This is a genomic window from Rhodococcus sp. OK302 (assembly GCF_002245895.1).
Classification (GTDB): domain Bacteria; phylum Actinomycetota; class Actinomycetes; order Mycobacteriales; family Mycobacteriaceae; genus Rhodococcus_F.
Genome location: NZ_NPJZ01000001.1, coordinates 4,383,111 through 4,400,915, shown reverse-complemented (window position 1 = coordinate 4,400,915; position 17,805 = coordinate 4,383,111). Strand labels below are relative to the sequence as shown.

20 protein-coding genes are annotated in these 17,805 nt (G+C 62.0%); 9 read left to right on the top strand and 11 right to left on the bottom strand.

The annotated features are described in order from the left end of the window. Positions 1–21: 21 nt before the first annotated feature. Positions 22–558, top strand: coding sequence for a YbhB/YbcL family Raf kinase inhibitor-like protein (locus tag BDB13_RS20205; RefSeq protein ID WP_094273372.1), 537 nt, complete (start codon positions 22–24; stop codon positions 556–558). A 72-nt stretch (positions 559–630) separates the two neighbouring features. Here the strand turns inward: BDB13_RS20205 and BDB13_RS20200 are convergent, their stop codons facing one another. The 3 genes from BDB13_RS20200 to BDB13_RS20190 are packed head-to-tail and all read right to left on the bottom strand — an operon-like array spanning position 631 to position 3,038. Continuing rightward, positions 631–1,701 (bottom strand): quinone-dependent dihydroorotate dehydrogenase, encoded by a 1,071-nt coding sequence (locus BDB13_RS20200; RefSeq protein WP_094273370.1) that lies wholly within the window; start codon positions 1,699–1,701, stop codon positions 631–633. A 57-nt stretch (positions 1,702–1,758) separates the two neighbouring features. Beyond that, positions 1,759–2,013, bottom strand: coding sequence for a DUF5703 family protein (locus BDB13_RS20195; RefSeq protein WP_094273369.1), 255 nt, complete (start codon positions 2,011–2,013; stop codon positions 1,759–1,761). Beyond that, a complete protein-coding gene (locus BDB13_RS20190) occupies positions 2,013–3,038 on the bottom strand; it encodes a WD40 repeat domain-containing protein (RefSeq protein ID WP_094273367.1) in 1,026 nt (341 codons plus the stop codon). Before BDB13_RS20190 ends, BDB13_RS20195 begins: the two co-directional genes overlap by 1 nt. Before the next feature lie 211 nt (positions 3,039–3,249). Here BDB13_RS20190 and BDB13_RS20185 point away from each other — a divergent pair, with 211 nt between their 5' ends. Next, positions 3,250–3,648 carry a hypothetical protein gene (locus tag BDB13_RS20185; RefSeq protein WP_094275056.1) on the top strand — a complete coding sequence of 133 codons (399 nt, stop codon included), beginning with the start codon at positions 3,250–3,252 and terminating at the stop codon, positions 3,646–3,648. Here BDB13_RS20185 and BDB13_RS20180 read toward each other — a convergent pair. The 5 genes from BDB13_RS20180 to BDB13_RS20160 all read right to left on the bottom strand — a co-directional run bounded on the left by BDB13_RS20180 (position 3,629) and on the right by BDB13_RS20160 (position 8,332). After that, positions 3,629–4,525 (bottom strand): heme ABC transporter ATP-binding protein, encoded by an 897-nt coding sequence (locus BDB13_RS20180; protein ID WP_094273365.1) that lies wholly within the window; start codon positions 4,523–4,525, stop codon positions 3,629–3,631. The genes BDB13_RS20185 and BDB13_RS20180 overlap by 20 nt on opposite strands. Beyond that, positions 4,522–5,616 carry a FecCD family ABC transporter permease gene (locus tag BDB13_RS20175; protein ID WP_094273363.1) on the bottom strand — a complete coding sequence of 365 codons (1,095 nt, stop codon included), beginning with the start codon at positions 5,614–5,616 and terminating at the stop codon, positions 4,522–4,524. Before BDB13_RS20175 ends, BDB13_RS20180 begins: the two co-directional genes overlap by 4 nt. After that, positions 5,613–6,620 (bottom strand): heme/hemin ABC transporter substrate-binding protein, encoded by a 1,008-nt coding sequence (locus BDB13_RS20170; protein WP_094273361.1) that lies wholly within the window; start codon positions 6,618–6,620, stop codon positions 5,613–5,615. Before BDB13_RS20170 ends, BDB13_RS20175 begins: the two co-directional genes overlap by 4 nt. Beyond that, positions 6,617–7,300 carry a biliverdin-producing heme oxygenase gene (locus tag BDB13_RS20165; protein WP_094273359.1) on the bottom strand — a complete coding sequence of 228 codons (684 nt, stop codon included), beginning with the start codon at positions 7,298–7,300 and terminating at the stop codon, positions 6,617–6,619. The genes BDB13_RS20170 and BDB13_RS20165 overlap by 4 nt, the downstream gene beginning before the upstream one ends. Before the next feature lie 96 nt (positions 7,301–7,396). Further along, positions 7,397–8,332: an aldo/keto reductase gene (locus BDB13_RS20160; RefSeq protein WP_094273357.1), complete on the bottom strand. Its 936-nt coding sequence runs from the start codon at positions 8,330–8,332 to the stop codon at positions 7,397–7,399. A 246-nt stretch (positions 8,333–8,578) separates the two neighbouring features. On the opposite strand from BDB13_RS20160, the gene BDB13_RS20155 reads away from it, so the two are divergent. Genes BDB13_RS20155 through BDB13_RS20140 form a run of 4 tightly spaced genes read left to right on the top strand, consistent with a single transcriptional unit; the run spans position 8,579 to position 11,641 of the window. Then, the gene (locus BDB13_RS20155; RefSeq protein ID WP_094273356.1) at positions 8,579–9,424 is read left to right on the top strand and encodes an undecaprenyl-diphosphate phosphatase; all 846 of its coding nucleotides are present in this window, start codon (positions 8,579–8,581) and stop codon (positions 9,422–9,424) included. Positions 9,425–9,482: 58 nt separating this feature from the next. Then, positions 9,483–10,178 (top strand): histidine phosphatase family protein, encoded by a 696-nt coding sequence (locus tag BDB13_RS20150; protein WP_094273354.1) that lies wholly within the window; start codon positions 9,483–9,485, stop codon positions 10,176–10,178. A 52-nt stretch (positions 10,179–10,230) separates the two neighbouring features. Beyond that, positions 10,231–10,830, top strand: a complete 600-nt coding sequence (locus BDB13_RS20145; protein ID WP_094273352.1) for a DUF3090 domain-containing protein — start codon at positions 10,231–10,233, stop codon at positions 10,828–10,830. A gap of 4 nt (positions 10,831–10,834) precedes the next feature. Then, a complete protein-coding gene (locus BDB13_RS20140) occupies positions 10,835–11,641 on the top strand; it encodes an SCO1664 family protein (RefSeq protein WP_094273351.1) in 807 nt (268 codons plus the stop codon). A gap of 22 nt (positions 11,642–11,663) precedes the next feature. On the opposite strand, the gene BDB13_RS20135 is transcribed toward BDB13_RS20140, so the two are convergent. Then, complete coding sequence (locus BDB13_RS20135; RefSeq protein ID WP_206042518.1) at positions 11,664–12,125, bottom strand: MarR family transcriptional regulator; 462 nt, start codon at positions 12,123–12,125, stop codon at positions 11,664–11,666. Between the two features lie 328 nt (positions 12,126–12,453). Between BDB13_RS20135 and mshC the strand changes: the two genes are divergently transcribed. The 3 genes from mshC to BDB13_RS20115 all read left to right on the top strand — a co-directional run bounded on the left by mshC (position 12,454) and on the right by BDB13_RS20115 (position 15,814). Continuing rightward, positions 12,454–13,695, top strand: a complete 1,242-nt coding sequence (mshC, locus tag BDB13_RS20125) for a cysteine--1-D-myo-inosityl 2-amino-2-deoxy-alpha-D-glucopyranoside ligase (protein ID WP_094275054.1) — start codon at positions 12,454–12,456, stop codon at positions 13,693–13,695. Positions 13,696–14,063: 368 nt separating this feature from the next. Further along, the gene (locus tag BDB13_RS32220) at positions 14,064–15,098 is read left to right on the top strand and encodes a hypothetical protein (protein ID WP_176459634.1); all 1,035 of its coding nucleotides are present in this window, start codon (positions 14,064–14,066) and stop codon (positions 15,096–15,098) included. A gap of 2 nt (positions 15,099–15,100) precedes the next feature. Beyond that, positions 15,101–15,814, top strand: a complete 714-nt coding sequence (locus tag BDB13_RS20115) for a class F sortase (protein WP_094273347.1) — start codon at positions 15,101–15,103, stop codon at positions 15,812–15,814. A 187-nt stretch (positions 15,815–16,001) separates the two neighbouring features. Here the strand turns inward: BDB13_RS20115 and BDB13_RS20110 are convergent, their stop codons facing one another. Further along, positions 16,002–16,700, bottom strand: coding sequence for a type 1 glutamine amidotransferase domain-containing protein (locus BDB13_RS20110; RefSeq protein ID WP_094273346.1), 699 nt, complete (start codon positions 16,698–16,700; stop codon positions 16,002–16,004). A 152-nt stretch (positions 16,701–16,852) separates the two neighbouring features. Continuing rightward, positions 16,853–17,557 carry a mycothiol-dependent nitroreductase Rv2466c family protein gene (locus BDB13_RS20105; RefSeq protein WP_094273344.1) on the bottom strand — a complete coding sequence of 235 codons (705 nt, stop codon included), beginning with the start codon at positions 17,555–17,557 and terminating at the stop codon, positions 16,853–16,855. Positions 17,558–17,805 lie beyond the last annotated feature (248 nt).

Genomic DNA, 17,805 nt, shown 5'->3' with positions numbered 1-17,805 from the left:
AGTCACACGAAAGGATTTTGTATGGCTTACGATCCGTACGAACCATTGCCGAAGTTGCCGAGCTTCGAGCTGACCAGCGACGACATCACGGCGGGTCAACCGCTGAAACTTGCTCAGGCCAGCGGTGCCTTCGGTGTTCCCGGCGGCGAGGACATCTCGCCGCAGCTCTCCTGGTCGGGATTCCCGGCCGAGACCAAGAGCTTTGTTGTCACAGTGTTGGATCCTGATGCCCCCACCGCGTCGGGATTCTGGCACTGGGAAGTGGCGAACATTCCCGCTTCTGTCACCGAACTTCCGGCCGGCGCGGGCGCCGCGGACAGTTCTGTTCTGCCCGAGGGCACGGTGACTCTCCGCCACGACGGCGGCGGCTTCGGCTACATCGGTGCCGGCCCGCCTCCCGGGCACGGACCGCATCGCTACATCGTTGCCGTTCACGCCCTGGACGTCGACAAGCTCGACGGCGTCACCGCCGACTCGCCACCCGCGTTCCTGGGTTTCAACGTGTTCCATCACGCGATCGCACGCGCAACGCTGACAGGCACGTTCGAGGTCAAGTAAGGCCAGAGCAACGGCAGCGGCCGGTTCCCTTCGCGATGAAGGGAACCGGCCGCTGCCGTTGAGGCGTAGTGACTAGCGCGGGTTCTCGGCACCCACGGCTTGGCTGATCGAGGAGAATCCGGCAGCCCGCACCTTCTTCGCGATGCCCTTGTGAATGCTGCGAGCCCAGAACGGTCCGCCGTAGATGAAGCCGGTGTAGCCCTGAACCAACGTTGCGCCGGCCAGAATGCGCTCCCACGCCTGATCGGCTGTTTCGATACCGCCGACAGAGATGATGGTCAGTTTGTCGCCGACACGACCGTACAAGCGGCGAAGCACCTCGAGTGAGCGATCCGCAACGGGTGCACCGGACAGTCCGCCCGCGCCGATTGCCGCGACCTCGGCGTCGGGCGTCTTCAACCCGTCGCGACGAATCGTGGTGTTGGTGGCCACAATTCCGGCCAACCCGAGCTCGACGGCCAGATCAGCGACAGCGTCGACGTCGTCGTCGGACAGGTCCGGAGCAATCTTCACGAGAACCGGAACATGAACGGTGTCGAGGACTGCCTGGAGTAGCGGGCGCAGTGATTCGACTGCCTGCAGGTCCCGGAGTCCCGGAGTGTTGGGGGAGCTGACATTGACCACCATGAAGTCGGCCAGCGGGCCGAGCAGTTGCGCACTGGCCGTGTAGTCGGCAGGCGCGTCGGAGGCGTCGACGATCTTTGTCTTACCGATATTGGCACCGATCGGTACGGTGACGCGGCGCTGGCGCAAGAAGTTCGCCGCATGTCCGGCGCCGTGATTGTTGAAGCCCATCCGGTTGATCAGAGCGCGGTCAGCGGGCAAACGGAACAGTCGTGGGGCTGGATTGCCGGGCTGCGCCTGCGCCGTGACCGTTCCGATTTCTGCGAATCCGAATCCGAGCGGACCCCACGCGTCGACTCCGGTGGCGTCCTTGTCGAAGCCGGCCGCCAATCCGAGGGGAGCGGGAAACGTCAGGCCGAAAGCCTGACTCCGTAGGACCGGATCGTCGACCACGAGGACCTTCGCGACGAGCCATCGGATCGGCGCAAATCTCGTCACCAGGCGCATGGCGGCAAACGCCAGATGATGGATGCGCTCCGGGGGAACGCGGAACATCAGGCTCAACAGCAGCTGGTACACAATTCTCCTGCTTTTCGTCGGTGTGAACTTCGTGGTGTGAACGTCGAGGTGGACGAATCAGTGGATGATGCCGTCCGGATTTTCCACATGTAGCGGTGTTTTCTTACGTTTGAGCAGAACGCGTCGAGTGCCGTCCGGATACAGGCGCACCTGGGAAAGTTCCCACCCGCCGAACTCCGCGGAGATCGACAGACGCATCGACGCGGTTATTCGCGAGACATGCGGCGGAAGGTGCAGCGGCAGATAGTCGAACACGTCATCGGACGTGTCCCAGGGAGTCTGTGCCAAGGAAGGCCTCTGCCGCTGCTCCATCAGCTGATCCGCGAGGGAATGCTCTGGAGTCCGTCCCCGGTCGCGGACCCGACGATCAGGGTGCCGGTGCTGGAATCGACTGCAAGCGAGTTGGGCTGACGCACGGTGCGGAACCGAGCGGTTTCGACGGGGATGCCCGAGGAGAGATCCAGGCCGACAACTTCGTTGGTGCCGGTCAGAGTTACCCATACCCGGTCTGCGCCCTCGTCGTAGGCCACTGCGTACGGCGAGTCTCCGACTGGGAAGCGCTGGCGCATCAGGAGCGGATCGGCGGTGAAGACGAGAAGTTCGTCGCCGGTGGTGTCGGTGATGAGGATGCGACCGAAATGGTCCGTCGTGAGGTGTGTGGCTCCTTCACCGGCCCGCAATGCGGCTCCGAGACGGTCTTCGCCTAAGTCGATTGCAGTCAGTGAGGTCTGCTGGTGATCGAGCGCGCTGAGATTCTCGCCCGTTACGGCGAGTTCGTCTACCGACGCGAAACCTGAAATCGTTTGTGTCTGACCGGTCTTCGGGTCGACAATGTGAATTGAACCATTGTCGGTGCCGATGGCGATTCGGCCGTCGGCAAGTTCGACTGCCGAGTTGGCCACTCCGGGGGAGGGGGTAACGCTCTGCTCGCCGGTGTTCAGATTCAGCGTCACGACCTGGCCGTCCATGGACAGCAAGGCTTTTCCGTCCGAGGCGATCGACACGTCGCGGACGTCTCCGTCGAGGCTGATCTCTCGGCCGGCTACGGCGGTATCTGCGAGTTCCAGCGAACCGGCCGGAACGATCCGCACCGAACGCGGATCCTGTGTCACGACCAGAGTGTTGCGCGTGACCGGATCGAATGTGATGGAATCGATTCGGCCGGTGTACGGGCGAACGACACCGTCGAGAGAATTCGTGGTGGCCGGCGAAACTACTGCGGTAGCCGGATCGATGGTCTGGAGTTTGTCGCCACCCTCACCGGAAGAACATCCAGTGACAAGCAGAAGAGCCGCTCCCATCGCTGCTGTGGTGGTGCGGATCCCAAGGCGAGTCATGTGTCGGTTCCTCGTTTTCTTTTCAAAACTTGTCTTCACTTGTTTTCTCGAAATGACTGCTGACGCTCTACGTCTGCCCTCGATCATCCCTGATCGACGCGCAACCGTTTTCATTGCATTGGCCTACGACTGACCATTCCGTCCGACGCACCGCCGCGATACCGTACGAACAACGATTGTGGCTGACACCGCAATCTCTGAGGAGCTCATCGTGATTCCTGTCGAACCCTCCGGATCCGGAGAGGATTGTGGCGACTACGCGCGCGGCAATTTCGAGATCGAAGATGTATCCGTCGGTGCACATGCGCATGGTTTCGGCAGGTCAGCGGGCAAGACCTTTGCGTTCCGCGTGCGCAAGAGCATCCTGTACGTCGAGGTGTATCGGGACTATTGCGAGCGCAGCGTCCCAAGTCCGGACGACGTGATCGCGACTGCGGAACGGTCGGTCCGGGACATCGACTTGACCGACGTTCGGAGTATTTCTGCTGTGGTCCGCGACGCAGTCGCCTCGGTCGAGACAGATTCATCACAACCGTCGGGGAGTGAGGCAGTCACGACGCTACGCGCTGTACTCGATCGACTCGGAGCGATCATCGATTCCGTTCGCTGACACCCGATCCGGATCGGATGGTTGCCTTGGTGAAGTCGCGTCGGGGGATCACCAAGGCTGCCCCGGTTTTCGGATGCTCGAACACCTCGACCGGATAACCGTAGACGCGAGTGAGTAGATCCTCGCGCAACACCGACTCCGGGGAACCGTCGGCAGCAATGCTGCCGTTCTCGAGTACAACTATCCGGTCCGCATACGCCGCAGCCAAAGCCAGATCGTGGAGAACGACCACGACGGCGCCGCCTTCGGCCGCACGTGCCCTTGCGAGCGACATGACCGCTTCCTGGTGACCGAGGTCGAGAGCAGCGGTCGGTTCGTCGAGCAGAACTGTCGACGTCTCCTGCGCGAGTACACGCGCGAGAGCCACTCGGGCCTGCTCGCCACCGGACAGCGCTGCAAACGGGCGGTGCGCGAATGCTTCGACGTCGCACGTCTTCATCGCCGCGGCAACAGCGTCGCCGTCACGATCTTCGCGACCTGTACCGGCCCAGGGAGCGCGTCCCATGGTGACAACCTGGAGTGCGGTGAACGAGAAGCCGATGGTGTGTTTCTGGGGGAGTACTGCGCGTCGACGGGCCATGTCGATCGCGGACCACGAGTTGAGATCGGTGCCTTCGACCTCGACGCGTCCGCTGATGACCGGTTGATCACCGGCCAAAGCTGCGAGAAGTGTCGATTTGCCGGCACCGTTGGGGCCCACGAGGACGAGGACCTCGCCGACGCGGACATCGACGCTGACGCCGTCGAGGATGTTTCGGCCGCCGCGTTCGACGGTGATGTCGAGTGCTTGCAGCGTGACGTCACCGACTACGGGACTCTGCGGTTCGGGCGACGTGTGTCCGAACAGTTCACGCCAGTTGCGTGCGAAGCTGCTCATGCCCACCCACCTTGCCTTGCGCGAGTGCGGCGCAACAACCAGAAGAAGAAGGGGCCGCCGACGAGTGCCGTGAGCATTCCGAGCGGGAGATCGGCATTGTCGATGAGGGATCGTGATCCCAAATCGGCCAGAAGCAGAACCAGCGCGCCCGCGAGGGCACTGGCCGGTATCAATGCCCGGTGACCGGGTCCGACAAGAATGCGCATCAGATGGGGAACAACAAGTCCGACGAACAAGATGATGCCGGTGAACGCGACACTGGCGGAAACCAGCAGGGCGACGATCAAGACTGCAAGTTGGCGCAGGCGTTCGACGTTGACGCCCAGGTGCCGGGCGGCATGTTCGCCGAGGGCGAGGAGGTCGAGTCGGGGCGCGATGACCATGGTTGCGGCGATACCGACGACGGCCATCGGCGCTACGACCATCACCGAACTCCACGTTGCACCGTTGAGGCTGCCGAGTTGCCAGAAGACGATCTGATCGCGAGCGGAGGGACTCGCGATGAAGGTGAAGAACGCGATGAGACCGCCGGCAAACGCGTTGACGGCCACGCCGGTCAGAATGAGCGTGACCACCTCGGTTCGGCCTTCGTGCCGGGCAAGGAGATACACCGCTGCGGTCGTGATCAGGCCTGCGATAAATGCGGCTGCAGCGACAGTCCAGCCGGCGGCAAAGGTTCCACCGACGACGATGACGGCACTCGCGCCGACAGCCGCTCCGGCGGATACACCGATCACTCCGGGCTCAGCAAGGGGATTGGAGAACACTCCCTGCAGCAGGGCGCCGGAGCAACCGAGCGCCGCGCCGACACAGATGGCGAGAACGACTCGCGGAAAGCGGACTTCCCAGAGCGTGACCTCACCGCTGGGGTGGGCCGGTAGGGGACCGATGTCGAGGCCGATTCGGTGCAAGATGCTGCCGAGCACCTCGAGTGGCGACGTGGGCACCTGTCCGATGCATGCCGACAGTACTGCGACGATGACCAGAGCTACGGACAGACTGATCAGTACGACGCTCACGCGGGAACGGGAGGCTGCGCGCGTTGCCGACGCGTCAGCTGCTCCGACGGGGCTTTCTGTCTCGGTACTCACGAATCTGCGGGTCCGTAGATTGCTTCGGCCAGCACCTGCATGACGCGGCCGGTGTTGGGGCCGAAGCTGAGGATGACGCCGTCTTCCATGTCGATGACGCGCTGATTCTTACCGGCGGGTGTCTGCGCGATGCCGGGAATCTTCTCGAGGCCGTCAACCCCGCCGATGGAGGCGAGTCCGTCTGTCATCACCAGAAACGCGTCGGGAGCAGCCGCGATGAGTGCCTCGCTGGTAATCGCGACAAAGTTCGAGGTGATTCCGGAGGCTGTTCCCGCGTCGACCGCACCGAGCGCTTCGATGAGCGAATCGGCGCCGGAACCGTCGCCGCCGATCATCGTGATCGCAGTACCGCGAAGATAGAGGAACGCGATCTTCAGCTGTTCCGCGTTATCGGGTACGAGATCGCGGGCAGCCGCGATCTCACCTTCGGTTCGACTGACCAGGGCCTTGCCTTGCTCAGGCACTCCGAGGGCGTCGGCGACCGCTTGAATCTGGTTCGGGACACCTTCGAGGGTTCGGGTGGGGTCGAAAAACACGACCGGAATTCCGGCTGCGCGTAGTTGCTCCTGCACGCTCTGCGGGCCGATGGTCGTATCGGTGAGAATGACCGTCGGGTTGAGATTGAGGATCGCTTCCGCGCTCAGGGATTGCCCACCCACCGTGACGACAGGGACGTCGGCCACAGCGGGGAACTTCGCGGAGGTGTCGCGGCCGACCAGGTTGTCACCGAGGCCGAGCGCGACGGTGGTCGCGGCAAACGTTCCGTATCGGTCTGCGGCAACGATCCGACTGTTGTCGGTGATCGTGACCGGAACCCCGTCGAAGCCTGTGACTGTCGTCGGCAAGCTTGCGACGGGGTTTTTCGATACCGGGACGGGGCTGGAATCTTCCAGTACCGCGGTCCGTGCTTGATGTGTCGAACCGGGCTGCTCGTTCGATCCGCACGCGACGAGACCGAACCCGGCGATCACGACCAATGCTGCTGCGGTCCAACGCTTACTCATTTAACGAGGTAGCTCTCGATGTTGCCCTCGAGGTCTGCGAACAGGTCGCCGTTGAGGCGGTAAGCGATGTTGACCTCGTCGATGAACTTCTGCTGTTCCTCAGCGGAAATATCGAGGGCGTCGAGGTTGGCGCGGTAGGTGTCCTTGAACGGCTTGGGCTTGGGGATGCCGTCGAAGGTGTAGAAACGGAGGCCGTCGGTTTGGAGGCCGTAGGCGCGCTCGAGCATGCGGCGGATGATCTGGCCGCCGGAGAGATCGCCCATGTAGCGCAGGTAGTGGTGAGCGACAAAGCCAGCCGGCCAGTCGACGCCAACTTCCTGTAGGCGCGCTACGTAACGTTCGGTGGCCGGCAAGGCTTCGAGACCCTCACGCCAGTTCTCGCCGATCAGGAATTCCAGATCTGCTTCGAGTGCGGCGACACGCAGAAGATCGTCGGAGAGGAAGGGGCTGACCAGTGCATTGTCTGCATGGGCGCGGCCGGCCTCTTCGAGGCTTGTGTAGACCAGGTACGTCTGACCGAGGAGTGCTGCCAACCCGGCCTGCGTCAGTTTGCCGCCGAGGAGCGCACCGACAAATCCGGACTGCTCTGTCTCGCGGTGAGCCGCATCGGTTTCTGCTTTGAGGCGCTCGGAGAATGCGAGTGCATCGGCGGAACTGTGGTCTACGTCAAGCGTTGTCATGGATTCTCCTGTGGGCTACGGACGTGCGTTGCTCACTAGGTTAGCCTGTCCTCTGCTGGTCGCCTGTCCGGGTATTGCATTCATCCCGATCGAGAGTTACGCGCTCACGTCGTCCAATGCCGCGGCAATCGCTTTCGGCAATTCCAATTCCTCGGCAACCAGCACTCCGGTGAGCTGCGCGAGATCGCGTGTACCGACCACAGCGCTGGCAACTCCGGGGCGATCCCGGGCCCAGGCAAGTGCCACAGCCAAAGGTGACGTACCCAATCCGTCGGCCGCTGTAACGACCGCATCGACCACGCGCACCGACGAATCCGTGAGGTAGCTCTGCACGTGGCGCGAATGTGTATCGTCGGCACCTCGTGAATCGACGGGAATGCCGTCGCGGTACTTGCCGGTCAGGACACCTCCGGCAAGCGGAACGGCAGCGAAAACGCCGACGCCGTGATGTGAAGCGGCCGCGAACAATTCTTCTTCGACGCCGCGCGCCAACAGTGAGTACTCGGCCTGAGTTGCGGTGAGAGTTGTTGTGCCACAAGACCCGACGGCTGTGGCCAACTGCCACCCGAGGTATCCGCGTACGCCGACGTAGCGAACCTTGCCACTCGAGACTGCGTAGTCGAGAGTTGCTGCGACTTCGTCGACCGGGGTCAGTGGGTCCCAGGTCGCGACCTGCCACATATCCAGATAATCGGTACCGAGTTCACGGAGGGTGGCGTCCAGCTGACGCAGCAACCCTCGTCGTGAGCAGTCGACCCGATCCGTTCCGATCGGCTTGGGATCGATCCCGGCGCTGGAACTGATGATCAACTCGTCGCGGGGGACGACGTCGTTGAGAAGTTCGGCCAGAATCCGTTGGGCCGCGCCGTCGCCGTACGCGGGCGACGTGTCGACCAAGGTTCCACCGGCCTCCGCGAAAGCCAGGATCTGAGCGGCCGCTTCGTCGCCGTCGGTATCGCGTCCCCAGGTCAGTGTGCCGAGTCCAAGTCGCGAGACTCGAAGTCCGCTCGTTCCGACTGATCTGTGCTTCATAACCGCCCTGAATCTCCCGCGCCTGACTCGGGTACGCGTGTGTCGTGCCCGAGAGTTGTCACCACGTGCAGACTAGTGCGCGGGTGACCTAAGTCGGGGTATTCGGGCATCCGCGTGCCGGACTCGGCGCGCCCAAAGCCGCACCGGTAGCGTGACGCCAGTGAAAAGTGAACCCGACACACGAAACCGTTGTGTAGTAATCCCATTCGAATCGGCCCAGATCGAATCAATGCAGGCTGATCTCTGATGGGCGAGGCGATGACATGGCTACAGGCCATGATCCTGGGGCTCGTGCAGGGATTAACCGAGTTCCTTCCTGTCTCGTCGTCCGGACATCTGAGGATCGTGTCCGAGATATTCTTCGGAAGTGACGCCGGCGCGTCGTTCACTGCGGTGACCCAACTCGGTACAGAACTTGCCGTCCTGATCTACTTCGCTCGTGACATCGTGAGGATTATCACCGCCTGGTTCCGAGGATTGTTCAACGCCGAACATCGCGGCGACCTCGACTACCGGATGGGGTGGTACGTCATCATCGGCACGATTCCGGTGGGTATTCTCGGGTTCCTTTTCAAGGATCAGATCCGTACCGGCGCACGCAATTTGTGGTTGATCGCCACGATGCTCATCGTGTTCGCCCTCGTGATCGCCGCTGCGGAGTACTACGGACGTAAAACACGTCCCATCGAAAGCCTCACCATGCGCGACGGAATCATCATGGGTTCGGCGCAGGCGCTCGCACTCATTCCGGGTGTGTCGCGTTCCGGCGGAACCATCAGTGCCGGTTTGTTCCTCGGACTGACCCGTGAGGCTGCCGCGCGCTATTCGTTCCTGCTGGCAATTCCGGCGGTTCTCGCATCAGGTCTGTTCAGCCTTCCCGACGCCTTCGAGCCTGCCGGTGACGGACTGAACGCCAGCGGGCCGCAGTTGCTCGTCGCCACGGTCATTGCGTTTGCCGTCGGCTACGCAGCCATCGCCTGGCTGCTCAAATTTGTGGTGAATCATTCGATGTACTGGTTCGTCGGATACAGAATCGCTCTCGGCGTACTCGTCCTTGCGCTGCTGGCCACAGGGGTTGTTTCGGCGACATAGCGACCGTTTGGACGTCGACGGTCCGCCCGTAGGAGCGATGCCCCATTAGGGTTATGGCATGACAGTTGTCCTTCTGCGGCACGGGCGGTCGACGTCCAACACTGCCCACACTCTGGCCGGCCGAACGCCGGGTGTGGAACTCGACGACCACGGACGGAAGCAAGCCGCCGGCGTCGTGGATAGATTGGCCGGTCTTGATATCGCGGAAATTGTTCGCTCACCGTTGCTGCGGTGCGAGCAGACCGTCGAGCCCATTGCTGCGGACCGGAGCCTTACCCCGATAGTCGAGGACCGACTGATCGAAGTGGACTACGGACAGTGGACCGGGCGACCCCTGAAGGAACTGCTCGACGAGCCGCTCTGGAAAGTGGTGCAGCGGCACGCCTCCGGTGCAGTGTTCCCCGGCGGTGAAGGCCTGGCGCAGGTTCAGGCACGCGCAGTTGCCGCTATTCGCGAGCACGACGCACGGCTCGCCGCGAAACACGGCCATGACGTCGTCTGGATTGCCTGCACCCATGGCGATGTCATCAAATCCGTGCTTGCCGACGCCTATGCAATGCATCTCGACTCGTTCCAGCGGATCGTCGCGGAACCGGCGTCGATGAGCGTGATCCGGTACACCGCAACTCTGCCGTTCATTCTTCGTGTCAACGACACCGGAGATGCGTTGGCAGCGATCGCCGGTGCAAAAGCGTCGACCAATGGTTCCGCTCCCGCGGCAGAGTCCGTCCCCGGCGGAGAGGTCGGAGTGTGAACTGTGACGGATAATGGGTATCCAGGGATGTTCTCGAATTCGAGGAGGTGCAATGTCGCGCGCGATTCACGTATTTCGCACCCCTGATCGTTTTGTCGCAGGGACTGTGGGCGAGCCCGGTGACAGGTCGTTCTATCTCCAAGCTGTGCATGATGCACGGGTGGTGAGCGTGTTGCTCGAGAAGCAACAAGTGCAGGTCCTTGCCGACCGCATGGGGTTGCTTCTCGAAGAAGTGCACCGACGTTTCGGCACGGACGTTCCGCCCGCAGCCGGCGATATCACTGACCTCAGTCCACTCGTCACTCCTCTCGACGCCGAATTTCGGGTCGGCACGATGGGATTGGGCTGGGATGCCGACGCCGGCGCCGTCGTAGTGGAACTGCTCGCGGTCAGTGAAACCGAGTTCGACGAGTCGGTAGTTCTCGACGATTCCGACGACGGCCCCGACGCCGTCCGTGTGTTCCTGACACCGGAGCAGGCGCGTGAGTTCTCGCTACGCTCGGAACGCGTGATTGCGGCCGGCCGGGCCCCGTGTCCGCTGTGCGGCGAACCTTTGGCTCCCGAGGGTCATATCTGCATCCGTACTAACGGTTATCGACGCGGTGAGTCCTTCGGATTCGCGATCGACGACGCAGATTCCGACGAGGACTGAGACAGTGTCCGACGCGACTGAACCGGACGTCCTACTGGGCGGTGACCTGACGGTGATCGGGCAGATCACGACAGCGAGTAACGCGACCTTGGTGTGTGACTCGATTCTCGGCGAGCAATCGATGAGGGTTGTGTACAAGCCGGTTCGCGGTGAGCGTCCGCTGTGGGATTTCCCCGACGGCACACTTGCGGGCCGGGAGGTCGCGTCGTATCGGGTGTCGGAAACTTTGGGGTGGGGAGTGATTCCGCGAACTGTGTTGCGGGACGGTCCTTTCGGGTTGGGCATGGTTCAGCGGTGGGTGGACACGGTTGACCGTGTTTCGGATGGGAGCAGCGAACCCGAGATCGTTGATCTTTGCAGTCCGGGCAATGTTCCTCCGGGGTGGTTCGAGGTTCTTCAAGCGTTCGATTCCGAAGGGGAGCCCGTCTCGCTCATTCACGCCGACGATCCGCGCCTTCAGCGGATGGCGGTTCTCGACGTGCTGATCAACAATGCGGACCGCAAAGGTGGTCATGCACTCGAGGGCGTCGACGGCTCCGTCTACGGAGTCGATCACGGCATCTGCCTGCACACGGACAACAAGTTGCGAACTGTGCTGTGGGGCTGGGCCGGCCAAACGGTGCCGGGGTCACTGATCGCGGATGTAGCGGAATTGGCTACCGCAGTCGATGGTCATCTCGGTGACGAACTGTCGGAACTGATCACCGATGCCGAAATCGCAGCGTTGGCCGAACGCGCGAAGAATCTGACCGCTCTGGCCGTCATGCCTGTCCCGAACGGGCATCGGACGATTCCCTGGCCGCCATTCTGAGGGCGTGATTTATCGGGCGGTGCTAGGACTCTCGCTGTTCTGGATTCAGTTCTGGTGACCGTACGAGCAGCAGGAGTTGTTCGCGCAGCGCAGTGATGTCTCCGACGTCGACGGTGAGGGCGTCTTCCTTCTCCAGCGTCGACAATTTTTCGAATGTTGTCCGACCGGCGTCGGTAATCGCAATGACACGACGTCGTTCATCGTGTGGGTCTGTTCCGCGGGTGACAAATCCCGAGCGCTCGAGGCGGTCGACCGTTCGGCTCATCGTCTGGTCGGTGACGCGCGCAGCTCGTGCGATGTCCCGTTGAGACGCGGGGCATCGGGCAATGGAGTGAAGCACGATCAGACCGGCGTAGGTCATGTCATGGCCGCGTAGAACCTTCTCCCACGAGTGTTCGACGAGTCGCGCAGCAGTGGACAGCAGCCGACCCGTGGGCCAGTCTTCCAGTCCGTCGTCGATCACGGTCTTGCCTCCGTGCGCCATTGCTCAGCACGCTGAACAAGATTGTGGCCGCCACACTGTTGTCGTGTCGGGCTCCGGAATTGCAGTGGCGCAGTGCTTCGTACGCCTCGTCGTCGCCTCCGATGGATTCTGCCAGCTCTGTCGGTAATCGGCTGGTTGGAGATACGGCGGACGATCAGCTCAGCGGCGCGGTCATCGGTGGGCAGTTCGGTCTCCGCTGGTCGCGGCGCTGACATCTGGAATTTGCGGGAGAATCTTGTTGCCGAGCAACTGGCGGTGACGAGCCCACTCGAGCGTGATCGGCCAGCACCTTCTCGGCCGCTGCGCAGCCTCCACTAGGCTCGGCATCATGCAGTCTTGGTCCGAAACAGCACTCCCGTCCGTTCCTGGTGAGGGGCCGCCGTTGCGGCTGTACGACACGGCGGACCGTCAGGTTCGCCCCGTCACACCGGGGAAGACGGCAACAATGTACGTCTGCGGAATCACCCCGTACGACGCCACTCACCTTGGTCATGCGGCAACCTACCTCACGTTCGATCTTGTGAATCGCTTGTGGCGCGATGCCGGTCATGATGTCCACTATGTCCAAAACGTGACAGACGTGGATGATCCGCTCTTCGAGCGAGCAAACCGCGACGGCGAGGACTGGATAGTTCTCGGAATGCGTGAGACGGCACTCTTCCGTGAGGACATGGAAGCGCTGCGAGTCCTCCCGCCCCGGGACTACATCGGTGCTGTCGAATCGATCAACGAAGTAGTCGAGTTGGTGGAGAAGTTCGTAGCGGCCGGGGCCGCCTACGTCGTCGACGATGCAGAGTTCCCGGACGTGTACTTCCGTGCCGACGCAACCGAGCAATTCGGCTACGAATCCGGCTACGACCGCGCCACGATGGAAAAGTTCTTCGCCGAGCGCGGTGGCGATCCGGATCGTGCCGGCAAACGCAATCCTCTTGACGCGCTGGTCTGGCGAGCCGTGCGACCGGGAGAGCCCTCCTGGCCGTCGCCGTTCGGTCCAGGCCGACCAGGTTGGCACATCGAGTGTGCCGCAATCGCACTCAATCGCATCGGGTCCGGCTTCGACGTTCAGGGCGGTGGAAGCGATCTGATCTTCCCTCACCACGAGTTTTCAGCCGCTCACGCCGAATGCGCTACGGGCGATCGACGTTTCGCGCGCCACTACGTCCACACCGGAATGATCGGTCTGGATGGCGAGAAGATGTCGAAGAGTCGTGGAAACCTGGTCTTCGTATCCAAGTTGCGCGGCAGTGGTGTCGATCCGGCAGCAATTCGCCTCGGCCTGTTGTCCGGGCACTACCGGCAGGATCGGGCCTGGACGGATCAGGTTCTGACCGATGCTCAGGCGCGCCTGAAGCTGTGGCGCGACGCTGCGGCACTCACCTCGGCTCAGTCCGTCACCGATACGGTTGCCCGCTTGCGCCAGCATCTTTCCGACGATCTCGACACTCCCAAAGCCTTGGACGCACTGGATGGGTGGGCTCGTCGCGCCGTCGAAGGCGGCGGCTCGGATGAGCAGGCTCCGGCCCTGTTTGCAGATGCGGTAGACGCTCTGTTGGGAGTTTCCCTCCACTGATCTCTCGGTGAGGAAGGGGGTGCGACATTGTGTCGCACCCCCTTTTTTGTGCCATTTTTGCCGAATATTGGCTGTTACTTACATTTGCTGGTGTGTGCTCGCAGCGTTGCTGAAGATTGTCAAGATGGTTTTTCGGTCATAACTCATAATTCGGTCAATTTGAGTTTTTTGTTCTACTTCCGACGTGATTCGGATATTTGCTGGTAGTTGGGTGTAGGGCTGGATTATTTGTTGCCGTGAGGCGAATTTGGCCGACTTTTCAGGCATTTTGGTCCGCAAATTTGATGATTGCTGTAATTTAACTGAAAAATAGCAGACGATCTTCGCATTCCGAACCTGTCAGGTCACTTATCGAGAGGCACCAATCCATGAGTCAGTCCGTGAAGAACCGAGGACGTGTAACCCGTGCCGCAGTTGCCGCTGCATCGGTCGTCGGTGTTGCCGTCGTATTTGCATCACCCGCTGCGGCCGTTGGACCGGTCGATGCAGACGGGACATCGACTGTCGACTGTGAATCCGCGTCGACGCACACCGATCCTTCGGGCAACGGTGGAAATACCGGCAACGCGGGTGCCGGTAATACCGGCAACGGTGGTGCCGGGAACGGCGGCAATGGTGCTGGAAACGGTGGTAATGGTGGTGCCGGGAACGGTGGTGGCGGGAACGCGGGCAACGGTGGTACCGATGCCGGGAACACCGGCAGCGCCGGAATCGGGCCCGAAAATATCGGCAGCGCGATAATCGGTTCCCTGGGTGCAGGCAGCCTGGTGGGCATTCTCTTCGGAAGCACCGGGAGCACCACAGGCAGTCTGGGTAGCTTGGGCGCGGGTTCGGGTGGAGCTGGCGGGACGGGCAGCTTGGGTAGCTTGGGTGCGGGTTCGACCGGCGGCGGTGGAGCTGGCGGGACGGGCAGCTTGGGTAGCTTGGGTGCGGGTTCGACTGGCGGCGGTGGAGCTGGCGGGACGGGCAGCTTGGGTAGCTTGGGTGCGGGTTCGACTGGCGGCGGTGAAGGCGGTGGATCAGGTAGCTTGGGTGCGGGTTCGACCGGCGGCGGTGAAGGCGGTGGATCAGGCAGCTCCGGCGGCACACTCGAGTTCGGAAGCTCCGGAAGCCTCGGTGGCTTTGACTTCACCACCGGTGGTGAAAACGGAGACTTCGGCAGCACCGTGCACGGTGGTGGCGCGGACAACTTTTTCGGCGGTAATAGCAGTACCCGAACCAGTACGCCCGAACTGTGTGCCGGCCCTGCTGTACAGCCGAATGCTCCTGTCTCGGTAAGCGCGGGAGACGGAACGTCCTTCGTGAACAACTCGATGAGGGGTGACGTCCTAGCTGGTATCGGCGCTGTCGCACTCATCGCCGGAGCCGCAGCGATCCGTCGAAGGAACTCGTCGTCGATGTGACGATGACAAATTCGCACGCTCCGGAACCGTCGGCGCAGGGTGACACGCCCGGTGTCCACGGTTCCGTCGTGGGCGGCCGCCACCGCCGCCGTCACGACCGTCGGCGTCGGCGTGTTTGGCCGTTCATGTTGTCGGGCGTCGGTGTGGTGGCTGTGCTCGTGGGCGTGACAATGGTCCCGAGCGAGCCGAATGCGAACTTGAGTGCGCAGACGCAAACACTCACATCAGTGGTGGCAGCACCGCCTGTGGTGGATGCGTCGCCGACTGCGATGATTCCCCAGTATCCGCCGTCAAAGCTGATCGTTCCGTCACTCTCGATCGATGCGCCGGTAGATCCCATCGAGACACGATCCGATGGCGTGCTCGATCCGCCGGCAGATGTGAGCCGGATCGGGTGGTGGTCGCCGGGCGCTAGACCGGCAGGCCCGGGTTCGACGGTGTTGACGGCCCACGTCGACAGTCGGGTCCAAGGCCCCGGAGTGTTCTACCACTTGCGAGACGTAGAAATGGGAGCTCCGCTCGAGGTACATACTCAGGCCGGCGTTGTTCGGTACGTCGTGACATCGATGACGGAGTACAACAAGTCTGCTCTGCCCGCCGAGTTGTTTTCGATCAGTAGCGAACGTCGTCTGGTCATGATCACGTGCGGGGGAAAGTTCGATGCGAGTACCGGTAATTACGAGCAGAACATCGTGGTGACGGCTACGCCTGTCTGATCCGTAAGTATCGCCCCTGCTGTTGCGCGGAATTTGGCTGTGCTGCAAGGTTTCCGCTCACAACTGACCACAGATGTAGACGTCGTCGAACTGCCACCTGGACACCTACCGTGGAGGCAACAGCCGGCACGGTAGGTGTCCAGGTGCATGGGTATTTCAGATGTGTCGGTCAACGCTCTCACCTGTTTCAGGCCAGGTCGGCGACGATTCGCTCCGCGAGGGGTTTGGATGATGCGGGATTCTGACCGGTGTACAGCTTCCGATCCACCACGATGTAGGGCGACCACGCTTCGGCATTCGAGAACTTGCCACCCTGCTCGCGCAGCCTGGATTCGAGCAGCCAGGGAGCTTTGTCCGCCAAACCTGCCTGCGTCTCCTCTTCATTGCTGAACGACGTCAGCTGATAGCCGTCGAACAGCCAACTTCCATCGGATTTGCGTGCGGGCAGAAGCGCCGCTCCCGCGTGACAGACCGCGGAGACAACTTTTCCGGCGTCCAGGAACTTCACCAATAGTTCGCCGAAGGATGCGGATACCGCAAGGTCCTCCATCGGCCCATGTCCACCGGGAACAAAGACCAAGTCGTAGTCATCGGCGTCTACACCTTCGAGCACCTCCGGAGAGTTAAGCGCTGGCTGCAGGTCGGCGATGTACTTGCGCATTCGATCAGCGCCCGCTTGCCCTCCATTAACCTCGGGCGCAAGGCTTCCCTCATCCACCGTGGGGACCTTGCCGCCAGGTGTTGCGATCACGATGTCGTAACCGGCGTCGACGAACACTCGATGAGACTCGACCAGCTCCTCGGCCCAGTATCCGGTCGGATGAGCCGTCCCGTCGTTCAGCGTCCAGTGATCTGCAGAGGTGACCGCAAACAACAGCTTTGTCATCGCACAACCTTTCGTCGGAGAGAAGAACTATTCGGTGCAACACGCTCTACTCTCGGGAATTCCGAATCGCATACTTTCAGTGTGATTCCGCACAATCGGTCGCCCCTCGAGGCATAGCGATTCACTGTGCTGCCGGCGGTGGTCGCAGTCGGTTATTTCCCGTCGCGCTCGACGAGTTGGTCGAGTTCGATGACTTCGCCGCGATTGATACTGACCCAGTCTCGTCCCCTTAGATACGGCCGCAGGCTTTCCCCGATCAACGCCGCATCAGCGCTGGATTTGGGGCGCTGCAATTCGTAGACGTGCGGCAGCGCGGCCATTCCGCTCACCACTTTCCACAGTGTCAATGCTTTCGCTCCGGTAGGCGGATCGACGAGCACCGGGCCGAAGAGGCACTGCTCGCCGGGGAAAAACAATGTCGGAACACCGAACCCGCTCGCGTCGACTACGCGCTGGTGATCGGCGCGGATCTCGTCGTGGGTGGTTGGATCCGCCAGGGCCTGGTCGAACAGTTCGTTCTCGACGCCCAGCCCCTCGAGGAGTCGGCGCGCGGTCTCGGGTAGATGCGGGGTCCCGCCGCGCTCATGTAGTTCGGCACCGATCGCCGCGTACCAGTCGTCGAGCAAGGCCATGTCTCGGCGGCGCAGTGCCACGCCGATACGCATCAGCGACCAGCCGTAGGACCAATCGCGTTCCCACGCATGCTTTTTGCCTTCGAGTCGGTTGATCTCCTCCAGACTGAAGAAGTGCCAGTTCACCGTCAGTCCGAGTTGATCGCGTACATCGCGCATCCAGATCGAGGTTTGGTAGGCGAATGGGCACAGAGGATCGAAATGGAAGTCGACCGTGGTCGTCATGGGACGAGCGATTCGACGAGATGCCGGGGGAGTACGTCCTCGAGACCCACGACGATATCGGCCACCGAACCGATGATGCGGTCGCGTGAGGTCACTTCTCGGCGCATACCTCGACGGTAGCGAGCCTCGACCGACCGGTCAACCGCGTCGTCGGTTGGTCGAGAAGCTGAGCGCGACATCGAAATCCAGGCAGTGGCAGCAGAGACGGGAAGACCCGGCGGGAAACTGTTTCGTCTTAAACGGTTTCT